The organism is Pseudomonas sp. BSw22131 (assembly GCF_026810445.1).
Classification (GTDB): Bacteria; Pseudomonadota; Gammaproteobacteria; order Pseudomonadales; family Pseudomonadaceae; genus Aquipseudomonas; species Aquipseudomonas huanghezhanensis.
This window is the reverse complement of sequence record NZ_CP113949.1, coordinates 710420-724187: the sequence shown is the minus strand read 5'-3', so window position 1 is coordinate 724187 and position 13768 is coordinate 710420. Positions and strand designations below refer to the sequence as shown.

12 protein-coding genes are annotated in these 13768 nt (G+C 59.3%); 1 reads left to right on the top strand and 11 read right to left on the bottom strand.

What is annotated here, in order from left to right; translation table 11 throughout:
- Window positions 1-37: 37 nt before the first annotated feature.
- From OYW20_RS03180 to OYW20_RS03140, 9 genes are all read right to left on the bottom strand, one after another.
- Complete coding sequence (locus OYW20_RS03180; RefSeq protein ID WP_268799291.1) at window positions 38-745, bottom strand: PqiC family protein; 708 nt, start codon at window positions 743-745, stop codon at window positions 38-40.
- A 181-nt stretch (window positions 746-926) separates the two neighbouring features.
- Window positions 927-3191, bottom strand: a complete 2265-nt coding sequence (parC, locus tag OYW20_RS03175) for a DNA topoisomerase IV subunit A (protein WP_268799290.1) — start codon at window positions 3189-3191, stop codon at window positions 927-929.
- A 10-nt stretch (window positions 3192-3201) separates the two neighbouring features.
- Window positions 3202-3684 (bottom strand): retropepsin-like aspartic protease family protein, encoded by a 483-nt coding sequence (locus OYW20_RS03170; protein ID WP_268801027.1) that lies wholly within the window; start codon window positions 3682-3684, stop codon window positions 3202-3204.
- A gap of 35 nt (window positions 3685-3719) precedes the next feature.
- The gene (locus tag OYW20_RS03165; RefSeq protein WP_268799289.1) at window positions 3720-4697 is read right to left on the bottom strand and encodes an esterase-like activity of phytase family protein; all 978 of its coding nucleotides are present in this window, start codon (window positions 4695-4697) and stop codon (window positions 3720-3722) included.
- Window positions 4697-6601, bottom strand: a complete 1905-nt coding sequence (gene parE, locus OYW20_RS03160) for a DNA topoisomerase IV subunit B (protein ID WP_268799288.1) — start codon at window positions 6599-6601, stop codon at window positions 4697-4699. The genes OYW20_RS03165 and parE overlap by 1 nt, the downstream gene beginning before the upstream one ends.
- Before the next feature lie 69 nt (window positions 6602-6670).
- Entirely contained in the window at window positions 6671-7276 is a 606-nt protein-coding gene (locus OYW20_RS03155) for a YqiA/YcfP family alpha/beta fold hydrolase (protein ID WP_268799287.1), read from the bottom strand.
- 157 nt (window positions 7277-7433) lie between these two features.
- A complete protein-coding gene (gene cpdA / locus OYW20_RS03150) occupies window positions 7434-8243 on the bottom strand; it encodes a 3',5'-cyclic-AMP phosphodiesterase (protein ID WP_268799286.1) in 810 nt (269 codons plus the stop codon).
- A 120-nt stretch (window positions 8244-8363) separates the two neighbouring features.
- Complete coding sequence (locus tag OYW20_RS03145; RefSeq protein ID WP_268799285.1) at window positions 8364-8816, bottom strand: DUF1249 domain-containing protein; 453 nt, start codon at window positions 8814-8816, stop codon at window positions 8364-8366.
- Window positions 8807-9424 (bottom strand): NUDIX domain-containing protein, encoded by a 618-nt coding sequence (locus OYW20_RS03140; RefSeq protein ID WP_268799284.1) that lies wholly within the window; start codon window positions 9422-9424, stop codon window positions 8807-8809. The genes OYW20_RS03145 and OYW20_RS03140 overlap by 10 nt, the downstream gene beginning before the upstream one ends.
- A 219-nt stretch (window positions 9425-9643) precedes the next feature.
- Between OYW20_RS03140 and OYW20_RS03135 the strand changes: the two genes are divergently transcribed.
- Window positions 9644-10390, top strand: a complete 747-nt coding sequence (locus tag OYW20_RS03135; RefSeq protein ID WP_268799283.1) for an RsiV family protein — start codon at window positions 9644-9646, stop codon at window positions 10388-10390.
- On the opposite strand, the gene cytX is transcribed toward OYW20_RS03135, so the two are convergent.
- Entirely contained in the window at window positions 10359-11648 is a 1290-nt protein-coding gene (gene cytX / locus OYW20_RS03130; RefSeq protein ID WP_268799282.1) for a putative hydroxymethylpyrimidine transporter CytX, read from the bottom strand. The two genes, OYW20_RS03135 and cytX, sit on opposite strands and share 32 nt — an antisense overlap.
- A gap of 113 nt (window positions 11649-11761) precedes the next feature.
- Window positions 11762-13663 (bottom strand): phosphomethylpyrimidine synthase ThiC, encoded by a 1902-nt coding sequence (gene thiC / locus OYW20_RS03125; protein WP_268799281.1) that lies wholly within the window; start codon window positions 13661-13663, stop codon window positions 11762-11764.
- Window positions 13664-13768 lie beyond the last annotated feature (105 nt).

Genomic DNA, 13768 nt, shown 5'->3' with positions numbered 1-13768 from the left:
GCCCGCATCGCTGCGGGCTTTTTTGTGGGCGTCAATATCAGAAGCGGAACACTTCAAGATCGGTACGGATCGGTGAGGCCATCGGGATTCTCGGCTTGTCCTGATCAGTCCTCGTCTTGGCCGGGTTGGCGGCCTTCTTCGGCTGCTCAGCCACCAGTGGTTGATTCGCAACTGGCTTCACAGCAACACTCAACTGATCGGCCAAACGCTGTAACAGTATGCCTTGCGCCTTCACTTGAGCAGCAGAGCTGCCGGCGTGGCGCTCTTCCAGATGGATCATCCTGGTGTCACGCACTGTGCCTCGACGGTCCAGCAAGCGCCATTGCGCATCGAGGATTGCCGGCTGATCCTTGCCTGAGTCCAGCCGCGTGATGGACAACACCACTTGAACATCCGGGGCAAAATTAGCAGCCGCTGGCGCCATGACGACTCGCTGGCTGTCGAGCTTCCAGGCCAGTTGGCGCAGTAAAAGTTGATCGATGTCGGAAGACAGGCTGCCCGCCCAGCGACCGTCGGTGGAAGCCGTCAGGCTGCCGTCGGGCTGGCGCTGCAGTAATGTTTCACGCTGCAGATAATCAGCGACGGAAACCGGACCCAGCAACACGGCAACGCCGGCACTTTGTTTAGGCTGCCCGGGTTCGCCACTGTCAAGCTGATAAAGCGAAGTAGGTTGATGCACGCTACACCCGGCCAAACCAAAAACGCCGGTCAACAGCAACACAACAGGAACGCGTAGAAAATTCATCATTCCATCCAAGTGGCGGCCACAAGGCACACCACGATGTTAAAGACTCAAGAAAACATGAAGGCACTGAGCCACGCCTGCACCTCAAGACGTCATATCATCCGTGAATATACGCGATGACTCCAGCGATTATGAGTCGATCTTCGTGGCAAAACGAAGACCCACCACTCAAAACCACTGGCTAAGTAGCGCTTTCCACCAACAGCGAATCGACCCGCTGGAAGCCACGTGGCAGCTTGTTACCCCGCCGTCCGCGCTCACCTTTGTAGTGCTCCAGATCATCTGGCTTGAGCGAGAGCGTCCGCTTGCCGGCCTGTAGCACCAAGGTGGCGCCATCGGCGACAACCGCCAAGTCAGTCACATATTCCTCACGACTCGCCACGCGCTCGCCCGGAATACCGATGATCTTGTTGCCTTTACCTTTGCCCAACTGAGGCAAGTCGCTGATCTTGAACACCAGCAAACGACCTTCCGTCGTAACAGCGGCCACCCAGTTTTGCTCGCGGTCGGCGACCGGGCGCGGAGGAATGACTTTCGCACCCGCCGGAAGGCTCAGCAGTGCCTTGCCTGCCTTGTTCTTGGCCTGCAGGTCTTCGCCCTTCACCACAAAACCGTATCCTGCATCGGAAGCAATGACATAGAGCGCGTCATCCTCTGGCAGCAACACACATTCAAACGTGGCGCCCGGTGGCGGCTGAAGCTTGCCACTGAGCGGCTCGCCCTGCCCCCGCGCTGAAGGCAAGGTGTGCGCGGCGAGGGAATAACTGCGCCCGGTGGAGTCAATGAACACAGCGTATTGGTTGGAACGACCCATTGCAGCAGTCTGGAAACCGTCCCCCGCCTTGTAGGAAAGCCCCGTCGCGTCGATATCGTGGCCTTTGGCAGAGCGCACCCAGCCTTTTTCCGACAGCACAACGGTCACTTTCTCGTTTGGCAGCAGGTCATGCTCAGTCATGGCCCTGGCTTCGGCACGCTCGACAATCGGCGAACGACGATCATCGCCATAGGTTTCGGCGTCTTTGATCAGCTCGGTGCGTACCAGTTTCTTGAGCTTGGCCTCGCTGCCCAGCAGGGCCAACAGCTTGGTGCGCTCCTTGTTCAGCTCATCCTGCTCGTTGCGCAGCTTCATTTCTTCGAGGCGCGCCAGCTGACGCAAACGCGTGTCGAGGATGTAGTCGGCCTGGATTTCACTCAATTCAAAGCGTTCTATCAACTTGGCTCGCGGGTGCTCCTCGGTACGGATGATGTGAATCACTTCATCCAGGTTGAGATAAGCGATCAGCAAGCCGTCCAACAGGTGCAGACGACGATCAACCTTATCGAGGCGGAATTGCAAGCGCCGGCGCACGGTGCGCACACGGAACTCCAGCCACTCCACCAGCAATCCGCGCAGGTTCTTCAACTGCGGCTTGCCGTCCAGCCCGATGATGTTGATGTTGACGCGGTAGCTGGACTCCAGATCGGTACTGGCGAACAAGTGCTGCATCAAGGCGTCGTGATCCACCCGACTGTTAACGGGAATGATGACGATGCGGCATGGGTTTTCGTGATCTGACTCATCTCTGAGGTCAGCAACCTGCGGCGCCTTGGAAGGTTTTGCCTGCATCAGCCCTGCGATCTGCTCCAGCACCTTGGCGCCGGACACCTGATGCGGCAACGACGTGACGATGATGTCGCCATCTTCGATGTGATACACCGCGCGCATGCGCACCGAGCCCTTGCCGGTTTCGTACATTTTCAGCAGATCGGCGCGGGGGGTAATGATCTCGGCTTCGGTCGGGTAGTCCGGACCCTGAATTTGCTCGCACAGCTCTTGAATGGTTGCCTTGGGCTCATCGAGCAAACGCACGCAGGCAGACGCCACTTCACGCAGGTTATGCGGTGGCACATCCGTCGCCATGCCGACTGCAATGCCCGTGGTGCCGTTGAGCAGGATGTTCGGCAAACGTGCTGGCAATACCGATGGCTCGTCCAGCGTACCGTCGAAGTTAGGCACCCAATCGGCGGTGCCCTGGCCCAGCTCGCTGAGCAGCACTTCGGAGTAGCGCGACAAGCGGGCTTCGGTGTAACGCATGGCTGCGAATGACTTGGGATCGTCCGGCGCACCCCAGTTGCCTTGCCCGTCGACCAGCGTGTAGCGATAGCTGAACGGCTGCGCCATCAGCACCATGGCTTCGTAGCAGGCGGAATCGCCGTGCGGGTGAAACTTACCGAGAACGTCACCGACCGTACGCGCGGACTTCTTGTGTTTGGAATCTGCGTCCAGGCCCAGCTCGCTCATGGCATAGATAATGCGTCGCTGCACAGGCTTCAGGCCGTCACCGATATGCGGCAAGGCCCGGTCCATGATCACGTACATGGAATATTTGAGGTAGGCCTGTTCGGTGAAGTCAGCCAGTGATCGGCGTTCTACGCCATCCAGGCTGAGGTCAAGGGAGTCGCTCATGCGGGCCTCATTATTTCGTCGTCTGACGCAGCAGCATGGTGCCGCCGCGCTGGGTGAATTCGAGTTGCTTCATGGCGCTCATGCCCAGCAGCGCCTGTTCCCCGCCCAGACCTGGCGCCACCAGGGCGCGCACATTGGTCAGGACGATTTCGCCAATTTGCAGGCGGTCCAGCGTGGTCCGGAAACCCTCGCTGCGCCCATTGGCGGTACTCAAGGTCACGGGCGCTCCACGCGTCAAGCCGAGCTTTTGCGCCACGGCTTCAGGGATCGCCACATCGGTCGCGCCGGTGTCGAGCAAAAACGACACCGGCTGACCGTTCACTTTCCCGGTCATCACGAAATGGCCCTGTCGATTGCTCATCAATTGCACTTCGATATAACCGTCACCGTATTGCGAGGTGACGGTCATGTTCGGGTTTTCCTGGCGCTGCTCCCAGTCGCCAAAAAAACGCGTGGCCAGAAACAGCGCCGCCGCCCACGCCAGTATCAACATCACGCGACCGGCGCGTTTGCCGGCAGGCGCCTGCGTCACGGCTTGCCGCTCCAGCCACCTTCAGGGGCTGCGAAGCGCCAGACAATCGGGCGTTTTTCGCCATCGGCGCGGGCGCCAAAATTGTTGTCAACGCCAATCCAGGCGCCCTTCTCATCCACCACCAGTGCCTCGGTCAGGCCAAACTTCTGGTCATAAAGACGGTTGGGGCGCAGCGCCTCTTTTGCAAACGACCAACAGGCCTCAATCTGCCCGGTTTCCAGGGTGCGCCGGCAGACGCGGTACGCGGCGCGCTCCAAGGCATACAGCTTGCCCCTGAAAAGCGAGATATCGGCGAAGTCCTTGGGCAACGGCTGGCCGCCGACTTCTTTCGGAAGCACGTCTTCGCCCGACTCGACGCGCAGGATGCAACTGCCCGTGCATTGCCACACGCCCTTGTTCAGGTGAGCGATCAGAATCCCGCGGTTATCACGCTCGGCGGCCAACCACAGCTGATCACCTGCAGCATTGATGGCGATGCCTTCGAAAATGGCATTGAAATGCGCCAGCATGCCGGCTGCTTGCGCTTCCTGGACCAGCTTTTTGGGCAGGTCGAGCCAGACGGGCGCACCGTTGACCGGCACCTTCAGCACAGAGGCATAGGCTTCGCTGACCAGATACCGATTGCCGGCGGCATCACACGTGACCCCTTCGAAGTCCAGGTTGCCACCGCGAATGAGCGCAGACGCCTTGGCCATTGAACGCAGCGTCAAGGGGAGACCGCTGTCCGGAACAGGCGGGATATCAAGCAGCGTCTGCCGGGCTTTCCAGACCGTTTGCTTAGTGTCGAGGCTGTACAAAATGGCGTCATCGCGATCGGAAACCGTCCACAGCACACCATTACAGGACGCCAGCCCTGAAAGGTTGCCGCCGATCATGTCATCCACCGGATGCTCTGACAGCAACTTCAACTCGGGCAAGGGAGCCGCAAACACCGGCGCTGCAATCATCAACAGCGCCGCTAGCCAGCCGCGCATCAAGTCAGCACCTCAGCCAGATCGCCTTTGGATTCGAGCCAGCTTTTGCGATCACCGGCGCGTTTCTTCGCCAGCAGCATGTCCATCATTTCCGACGTTGCGGCGAAGTCATCCAGCGTGAGCTGGACCAGTCGACGGGTGTTCGGGTCCATCGTGGTTTCGCGCAATTGGGGCGGGTTCATCTCGCCCAGGCCTTTGAATCGGGTGACCTGCGGTTTGCCGCGTTTCTTCTCGGCCACCAGACGGTCGAGAATGCCATCGCGCTCGGCCTCGTCCAGGGCGTAGTAAATGTCCTTGCCCAGGTCGATGCGGAACAGAGGCGGCATGGCGACATACACGTGCCCAGCATCCACCAACGGGCGGAAATGCTGAACGAACAGAGCACACAGCAACGTTGCGATGTGCAGGCCGTCCGAGTCGGCATCGGCGAGGATGCAGATTTTGCCGTAGCGCAACTGCGCGATGTCCGCAGAGCCCGGATCGACGCCGATGGCAACCGCGATGTTGTGGACTTCCTGGCTGGCGAGCACTTCGCCGCCGTCCACTTCCCAAGTGTTCAGGATCTTGCCGCGCAACGGCAGGATGGCCTGGAACTCCTTGTCACGCGCTTGTTTGGCTGAGCCACCGGCGGAATCACCTTCAACCAGAAACAGCTCGGAGCGCATCGGATCCTGACCGGCGCAGTCGGCCAGCTTGCCGGGCAACGCTGGCCCCTGAGTGATGCGTTTGCGCTCGACCTTTTTGCTGGCCTTGAGGCGACGTCCGGCGTTGTTGATCGCCAGCTCTGCCAACTGCATGCCCAGCTCGGAGTTCACATTGAGCCACAGGCTGAACGCATCCTTGACCACACCGGACACAAACGCAGCAGCTTCACGTGACGACAGACGCTCTTTGGTCTGCCCCGAGAATTGCGGCTCCTGCATTTTCATCGACAGCACGAACGCGATCCGCTCCCAAACGTCTTCCGGCGCCAGCTTGACTCCACGCGGCAGCAGATTGCGGTATTCGCAAAAGTCGCGCATCGCGTCGAGCAGCCCTTGGCGCAAGCCATTGACGTGGGTGCCGCCCTGAGCCGTCGGGATCAGGTTGACGTAGCTTTCCTGCACGCTGTCGCCACCTTCCGGCAACCACAACAGCGCCCAGTCGATTGCTTCTTTATTGCCTGCGAACACGCCGCAAAAAGGCTCATCCGGCAACCGCAGAAAATCGCTGACCGAATCCTGAAGATAAGAGCGCAGGCCATCTTCGTAATGCCACTCGACCTTCTCGCCGCTGGCTTTGTCTTCAAAACTGACCAACAGACCGGGGCACAACACTGCCTTGGCCTTTAGCACATGCTTGAGGCGGCTGACGGAAAATTTGGGGGTGTCGAAGTATTTGGGGTCCGGCGCAAAGTAGACGCTGGTGCCGGTATTACGCTTGCCAACCGCGCCCACCACTGCCAATTCGGTGGCTTTGTAGCCATCGGCGAAGGTCATTTCGTATTCATTGCCATCACGCTTGACCCGCACCCGTACCTGAGTCGACAGCGCGTTGACCACAGAGATACCCACGCCATGCAGGCCGCCGGAAAACTGGTAGTTCTTGTTGGAAAACTTACCGCCCGCGTGCAGCTTGGTGAGGATCAATTCGACCCCGGACACGCCCTCTTCCGGGTGAATGTCCACCGGCATGCCGCGCCCGTCGTCGGCGACTTCCAGCGAGTTGTCAGCGTGCAAAATGACCTGCACGGATTTGGCGTGGCCCGCCAGGGCTTCATCGACGCTGTTGTCGATGACTTCCTGGGCAAGGTGGTTCGGCCGCGAGGTGTCGGTGTACATGCCCGGCCGTTTGCGGACCGGGTCGAGTCCCGAGAGGACTTCGATGGCGTCTGCGTTATAAGAGCTAGCGCTGGGATTGGCCATAGGGTCTCGTCATCAGTCGTTCATTAAAATTCGGGGTATCAACGTTGCAGCGCGCAGTGTCTGGCAGACCTACGGGTCAACATTCAACAGGTGGGAGGCAAAGCCGGCCAACGACAGTAACGCGGGCAACCGTTCTGCAAAACCCTGAAAACCGTGATCGCCGCCTGCTTCGATGCTCAAGGCGCAGGCTCGATAGAAGGCTTGGGCACGGCGGTAATCGAGCGTCTCGTCGCCGGTCTGCAACCACACCTGAATCCGCTGAGGGTCTTGCGGGGCCGGCACTTCGAGTTCAGCCAGCGCCGCAACATGATCGTGCGTCAGCTCCCAAAGTTCACCGGTATAAAGGTTTTGTTGAGTACCGACAAAACCGTCGAACAGTTGGTGCGGATTGACTGCCGGGTTTATCAGCACTGCCTTGAGCCCGTGGCGCTCGGCCAAATGAGTTGCATAGTAGCCGCCGAGCGAGCTGCCGACCAGTAATGGCCGCCCCAGCTCGCTGATCGCAGCATCCAGTTGAGCGATGGCTTCCCGCGGATGGTGATGCAGCTCAGGCACGCGTAGCTGCTCGCTCAAACCAAGGTGCTGCATCATCTCAGTCAACTGCGTGGCTTTCTTCGACAGGGCGGAGCTGTTCAGCCCATGTATATAAAGCAGCGTCGGATGGTCTTGGTTCACGCTCACGCCTCCAGTCACCTTCATTTGTCGCCTCGCGCGCCTCTGAAAAAGCGCTCACGCGGGCAAAGCCACGCAGTTTACAGGGACGCGCCTGCTGTAGCTCATTTTTAGCCGCGCTCCAACAGACCCCGACGCGATAATGCGCTGGATAACGCCGTCAATACCCGCCGCCGCTAAGGTCTACGCTGAAAGTATCCTCGGCAATCCGCGACACGCCGGTTTCAAGCTGTCCATCCTTGTGCAGCCGCAGCCATCGGTAGCCCGGAGCCTGGGTGTCGAGCTTGAAGTCGGCGCTTGCGGGGGCGAACTGAATGCAGGTCGAGGGAGAAGCCATCAAACGCACACTCTCGCGCGTCTGATCGAACGCCTGATGCACATGACCCCAAAGCACTGCCCTGACCTGCGGGAACCGGTCAAGCACGGCAAACAGCGCATCGGGGTTTTTCAGGCCGATGGGTTCCATCCAGCCACAGCCGATTGATACCGGATGGTGATGCAGGCACACCAGATGATGCCGGTCCGGCGCCTCACTCAGTGCCTGCGCGAGCAACTGCAATTGTTTGTCTTCGAGATAACCGGGCACGGAACCAGGGACCGCAGAGTCCAGCAGCGTGATGCGCCAGTTGCCGACATCCACAACGGGTTCGAGAAAGTCACTGTGCTGTGCGGCATACGCCATCGGCGCCAACTCGTCGTGATTGCCAGGCAGCCAGCGCGTGGGCGCAACGAGGCGCTCGGTCGCATCACGAAACGCCTGATAAGACTCGACAGACCCGTCCTGCGAGAGATCGCCGCTGGCGATGACAAGATCCACGTGCGGCTGCTCTTCAAGCACAAGTTTTACGACGGCATTTAGGCTGTCGAGTGTCTTCATGCCCATCAACTGGCCATCTGTCTCAGCAAACAGATGGCTGTCGGTCAACTGGACCACCATTACGGACGAGGATTGCGAGGATGCGCTTGGCAACGGCCATCTCCTTGAGCAGATATGGCCGGATTATGGTGCGAGAGCGAGTGGACGGCAAACGGACAACGCGTCGTGGTTCGCATTTAAGGGGGAGAAAGGAGGGCTCAGCAAAAATGACCGTTAACGCACCGCTTCAAATTCATGCCCGCACGCCAGGCAATGACTCAGCCACTCACCCAGAAACAGGTTGAGTTGGGCCTTTTCGTCGGGCTGATGCATTTCAGCATTCGGGTACGGGTAGATGCCTTGAAAGCGTCGCGCGTGTTCGGCGCCGATCACTTCGGCCATGCGCGCGTCGTGGTAAACCTGCACTTCGAGCCGGGGCACCGGGAGCCAAGGCAGGCTGTGCTCCTGACGCACTTGCAGAGTGGTGGTGTACGGGCAATCGAGAATGACCTCGACGGCCAGCACGCCAAGCATTTGATCGCCTTGCGTCACTGCAACGCGCCTTGACCGTTGCGCGTTGCGCATGTCCGGAAGCAATCGCATCAAGCGCGCATAGTTGGCCTCACAGGCTGCCTGCAGCCCGGCGAGGTCAACACGATAGCGCTCGCGCATTACATTCACGACCATAGCCCCCTGATTTCAGTGCGGTTCAACGCCAGCCACTGGATGGCAATAATAGTTGCTGCATTGACGATGCGGCCGTCTTTCACGGCCTGGAATGCATCCTCGAAAGACCAGACGGACACCCGGATATCCTCGGCTTCTTCGACCAAACCATGCAAGCCCCCCGCGCCTTCGCTTTCGCACTTGCCCAAGTACAGATGAACGAATTCGTTGCTGCCACCCGGCGACGGAAAGTATTGAGTAATAGGCCACAACGCTTTGAAAACCAGCCCAGCTTCCTCCTGTCCTTCGCGGTGAGCAACTTCTTCGGGCTCCTCTTTCTTGTCGATCAGCCCGGCGACCATTTCAATCAGCCACGGGTTAGCGGTCTTGCCCACCGCCCCCACACGAAACTGCTCGATCAATACCACTTCATCGCGCTTGGCGTCGTAGGGCAGCACACAAACCGCGTCGTGGCGCACGAACAGCTCGCGGGTGATTTGCGGGCCCATACCGCCTGCAAACAACTCATGACGCAGATGCAATCGGTCCAACTGATAAAAACCCTTGTAGCAGTTTTCACGCTGGGTGATCTCGTGTCGGGTTGGCGTCGATTTAGTCGTATCAGTCATAGCATTCTCGCAGCGGGACCACAGTGTCTTCGGCCCATCCTAACGTGCTGGGTCAAGGGATGCAGCCCCCCGTCCGGCAATTGTGCCGGGCAGGGTAGACGGCGGCGGTATAAACGATCTCTAATCCGCGGGGCGGCGAACTGATGGCGCTGCTCGGAGTCGAAGCACCTTGCAGCGACATGACGCTGCAGCCTTTCTTTGCCATTGCCAAGGATCAACATGTCGTTTCTGAAGATCATTTCACTGGCTTGCGTGGCCCTCATACTGGGCGCCTGCCAAAGCCTGTTCCAGCCAAACATGCGCAGTCCGCTGACGGTTCAGCGTGACGCCTCCGAGCTGATCAAACCCGGCTGCACCACCGCCGACTGTCCGTTGGTGAACATCGATACGGTGCATTTCCCCGACGAGCCAAAACTCGACGCCATTGTTCAGCGCACCCTGCTGCAACTGACCCGCACAGATTCCGACGGCCCCGTGCCGCCGACGCTGAAAGCGTATCAGGAGCAATACCTGAGCCAGGCGCAAGCGCGCAACAGCAGCTATTTGCAGGCCAAAGTACGCGAGCAGCATGACGGTATCGTGGTAGTTGAGCTGTCCAGTTACCTGGACACCGGCGGCGCACATGGCGATCCAGGCCGGGCCTTCATCAACTATTCACGCCAGCAACAGAAAGTGCTGACACTGGCTGACATGCTGGTGCCGGGCCAGGAATCTGCGTTCTGGCAGAAAGCCGAACTCGCCCATCAAGGCTGGCTGATCAGCAGCAAAATGAGCGAAGACCCTGCATTCGTGCAGAGCTGGCCGTTCAAAAGGACTGCCAACATCGCTCTGACCTACGGCGCGGTGATTCTCAAATACCCGGTAACCACCATCGCGCCCTACGCCATGGGCCACATCGAGCTGAAGATTCCTTATCCACAGCTCAACGGCATCCTCAAGCCGGAACTGTTCCCCGGCCGGAGCTGATCGCTTTCCCCAGCACCAGCTGCAACACGCCAGCCACGATGAGGGCTGGCAGTGTTGCACCGATGTCCGGATACAGATTGGCCAGCAGATGATACGTGCTGATGCCGCCCAGCCAGGCCAGCAACGTCATCCAGCGAAAACCTGTATCGGTCGCCACGGCGGTACGTCGGCGCAGGATAAAGTGATCCACCAGCACCACGCCAAACAGCGGCGCGAATACCGAGCCGATCAGCAGCAGGAAGTTCTGATACTGCGCCAGTGGGGCCAGACACGCGATCACGGTACAGATCACACCGATCACCAACGCAATGTGCTCGACCTTGGCTTTCACCAGAATGCCGCTGGAAACCGCCGCAGAGTGAATGTCAGCGAAGGCGTTCTCGGACTCGTCAAGCAAGATCAACACCAACGGAATACCCAGTCCCGCACCCGCCAACGCCAACAGCAATGCATGGGTGTCACCACTCGGTGCAAACGCCAGTGTGTAGGCGACGCCCAGGCTCATCAGCCAGAAATTCCCGACGAAGAAGCCCAGCGCGGTGCCGCCGAACACACTGACCGCACGTTTGCCGAAGCGTGAGTAATCGGCGATCAGCGGCAGCCACGACAGGGGCATGGCAATCGCGATGTCGAAGCCGACAGCAAACGGCATCGTGCCGTCGCCCGCCCGCGCCCAAAGTGCGGAAAGATCGGCCTTGTTCAGCAGATTCCACGTCAACCAGATGCAGGCTGCCAGCAACAGCCAGATGCCCCATTTGCGCAAGACTTGCCGCACGAAGGTCAGCGGACCACTCACAGCCAGAAGCGTGACGAGCGCGCCAAACACCAGTGTCCAGAGCAACGGATTGGCGATCAGGCTGGTTTGTGACGAAACGCTGGCGCCCAACAAGCTGGCGGCATCGCGCATGACGATGATCTCGAACGAGCCCCAGCCCACCAATTGCAGCAGGTTGAGCAGTGCAGGCAATGTCGCGCCTTTGCTGCCGAGACTGAGTTTGAGCGCCGCCATAGATGAAAGCCCGGTGTCACTGCCGATCACGCCAACGGCGGCCAGCAACAGTACGCCGACCAACGTGCCAAAAAAGATCGCCAGCATCGAGCCGGACATACCCAAGCCCGGCGCAAGCAGCGCACCGGTTTGCAGCACCATCAGGCCGATGCCGAGTGAGAACCACAGGGAGAACAGATCCCGGCCGCCAAAGACACGCTTGGCGGCGGGGATCGGGATGTGAGGCGAATAGGTGCTGGCCGGATTCATTTATGTTGATCTCGATGAATGGGGAGAAGCCTCAAGCCGCAAGCTACAAGCCGCAAGAAAACCGAGGGAAGTGCCCGCTGTTAACTTGCAGCTTGTAGCTTGAAACTTGCTGCTCAGATCTTTTTGTACAACTGACTGCCTTCCTGCTTGAAGCGCTCAGCCTGTTCCGCCAAACCCTTGGCAACCTCCGCATCCACCGTTTCAATCCGCTGGTTGGCAGCGTAAACGCGCACTTCCTGAGTGATTTTCATGGAGCAGAATTTCGGTCCGCACATGGAGCAGAAATGCGCCACTTTGGCCGAGTCTTTGGGCAGGGTTTCGTCGTGATACGAGCGTGCGGTATCCGGGTCCAGGCCCAGGTTGAACTGGTCCTCCCAGCGGAACTCGAAGCGCGCCTTGCTCAATGCGTTGTCGCGGATCTGCGCGCCCGGATGTCCTTTCGCCAAGTCCGCCGCATGGGCTGCGATCTTGTAGGTAATGATCCCGGTCTTGACGTCGTCCTTGTTGGGCAGGCCCAAGTGTTCCTTCGGCGTGACGTAGCACAGCATCGCGCAACCGAACCAGCCGATCATCGCGGCACCGATGCCCGACGTGATGTGGTCGTAACCTGGCGCGATGTCGGTTGTCAGCGGGCCGAGGGTATAGAACGGCGCTTCGTCGCAGCACTCAAGCTGCTTGTCCATGTTCTCTTTGATCAACTGCATCGGCACATGGCCGGGCCCTTCGATCATGCACTGCACATCGTGCTTCCAGGCGATCTTGGTCAGCTCGCCGAGGGTTTCGAGTTCGCCGAACTGCGCCTCGTCGTTGGCGTCGGCGATCGATCCCGGACGCAGGCCATCGCCCAGCGAGAAGCTGACGTCATAGGCCTTCATGATTTCGCAGATGTCTTCGAAGTGGGTGTAAAGGAAGTTCTCTTTGTGGTGCGCCAGGCACCATTTGGCCATGATCGACCCGCCCCGGCTGACAATCCCGGTCACGCGCTTGGCAGTGAGCGGTACATAGCGCAGCAACACGCCAGCGTGGATGGTGAAGTAGTCCACGCCCTGCTCTGCCTGTTCGATGAGCGTGTCGCGGAACAACTCCCACGTCAGGTCTTCGGCTGCGCCACCGACTTTTTCCAGCGCCTGATAAATCGGCACAGTGCCAATCGGTACAGGCGAGTTGCGGATGATCCACTCGCGGGTTTCGTGAATGTGCTTGCCGGTCGACAAGTCCATGACAGTGTCCGAACCCCAACGAATACCCCAGGTCAGTTTGGCGACTTCCTCCTCGATGGATGAGCCCAGCGCGCTATTGCCGATGTTGCCGTTGACCTTCACCAGGAAGTTACGGCCGATGATCATCGGCTCAAGTTCGACGTGGTTGATGTTGGCGGGGATGATTGCCCTGCCCCGTGCGATTTCTTCGCGCACAAACTCGGCCGTGATCTCTTTGGGGATGCTCGCGCCGAAGCTGTGACCGGCGTGCTGCTGTTTGAGAAGACCGGCAGCGCGGGCCTCTTGCAGCTTCATGTTTTCGCGGATCGCGACGTATTCCATCTCGGCAGTGATGATGCCCTGACGTGCGTAATGCATCTGGCTGACGTTGGCGCCAGCCTTCGCCCGGCGTGGATTATTGACGTGGGCAAAGCGCAGTGCGGTCAGTTCCGGATCATTCAGACGCTGCTGACCGAAGCTGGATGACAGACCGGCGAGGCGCTCGGTGTCATTGCGCGAGTCAATCCAGGGGGAGCGCACATCGGCCAGCCCTTTGCGCACGTCGATGATGACATTGGGGTCGGTGTACGGGCCGGAGGTGTCGTAAACGGTGACCGGGGCATTGACCTCGCCGCCGCTCTCTGTTCCAGAGAAACCAGTCGGGGTCACGTCAAGATGAACTTCACGCATCGGCACGCGAATGTCCGGGCGCGAACCCTGGACGTAGATTTTCTGCGAACGTGTGAACGGCTGAACCGAGCCGGAATCGACTTGGGCTGATTCACTCAGATTGGCGTTTTTTAGTGTTGTACTCATCACGGGCTCTCCAGACATCATCCAGCAGCGGATAGATTTGTCGGAGCTTGAGCCTGATGTGAACGGACGGATGCACCCGTTGAAAGAGTGCTGAGAATCGAAAAC